Annotated in this window: 1 protein-coding gene; it reads left to right on the top strand. The window is 30.8% G+C overall.

Annotated features, from left to right (window positions below; translation table 11 throughout):
- Positions 1-98 precede the first annotated feature (98 nt).
- Positions 99-1144: IS256 family transposase (locus FYJ26_RS10735; RefSeq protein ID WP_229771268.1), on the top strand; the 1046-nt coding region annotated here is incomplete at its 3' end.

The raw sequence follows: 1144 nt of genomic DNA, 5'->3' as shown, positions 1-1144 counted from the left end.
GATAGAGTCCGTATAATTGTGTAAAAAGAAAAAGGTCATTTGAAACCCAAACTAGTACAATGTTTTTAACAAGCCAAAACTAAACTAGGAGGTATCAAATGACCCAATTACATTTTACAATTAATCAAGAAGAAATACAAAATTTAATTAATGAATCTGTAGATGATAAAATTGCCAAATCCATCTTAACAAAAGTTTTTAATGAACTTATGGAAAAAGAGAGAGATGAATACTTAGAAAATACAGCATATCAAAGGGATCCTAACAGAATCACCTACCGCAATGGCTACTATGAACGTGACTATACAACCAAAATAGGAACTTTAACTTTAAGAGTACCTAGGACAAGAGATGGTAAATTCTCAACAGAAGTCTTTGAAAGATATCAAAGAAATGAAAAAGCACTACTTGTAACCATGCTAGAAATGTATGTTCAAGGAGTATCAACAAGAAAAGTATCCAAGGTGATAGAAAATATATGTGGCAAAACATATTCTAAATCCTTTGTATCATCTTTAACTAAAGAGCTTGACGAAGAAGTAAAGCTATGGAGAAATAGTGACTTAAGTTCAGTGAAATACCCTTATTTAATCGTAGATGTGGTCTACATAAAAGTAAGGGAAAACAATCGTGTAGTATCAAAAGCTTGTCATATTGCAATAGGAATAACTGAAAAAGGAAATAGAGAAATCATAGGCTTAGACCTAAGTTCTAGTGAAAGTGAATATTCATGGTCAAACTTCTTTGAATATTTAAAAGCTAGAGGACTATCTGGACTTAAAATGGTAATATCAGATGCTCACAAAGCTCTAGTAAAAGCAATAAAAGAAACATTCTTAAATGTAATATGGCAAAGATGTCAGGTACATTTCTTAAGAAATATCCTATCAAAAGCACCAAAGAAAAACACTGAAGACTTTAGAACAGACATCAAAGCCCTATTTAAAATCCAAGATATAAACTTAGCAAGAAAAATGAAAGAAGAAATCTTCTCAAAATATGAAACAGAAAAGAAATATCAAACCTCTTTAAACACCTTAGATGAAGGCTTTGAAGATGCTTTTTCCTATTTATCTAATGGAGTAATTCATAGTAGACTTAAATCAACCAATTGCTTAGAAAGACTAAACGAAGAAGTTAGAAG

The organism is Anaerococcus porci (assembly GCF_009696575.1).
GTDB classification, from domain to species: domain Bacteria; phylum Bacillota; class Clostridia; order Tissierellales; family Peptoniphilaceae; genus Anaerococcus; species Anaerococcus porci.
Note: the sequence above shows the minus strand (reverse complement) of the source record. Positions and strands in the feature narration are given on the sequence as shown.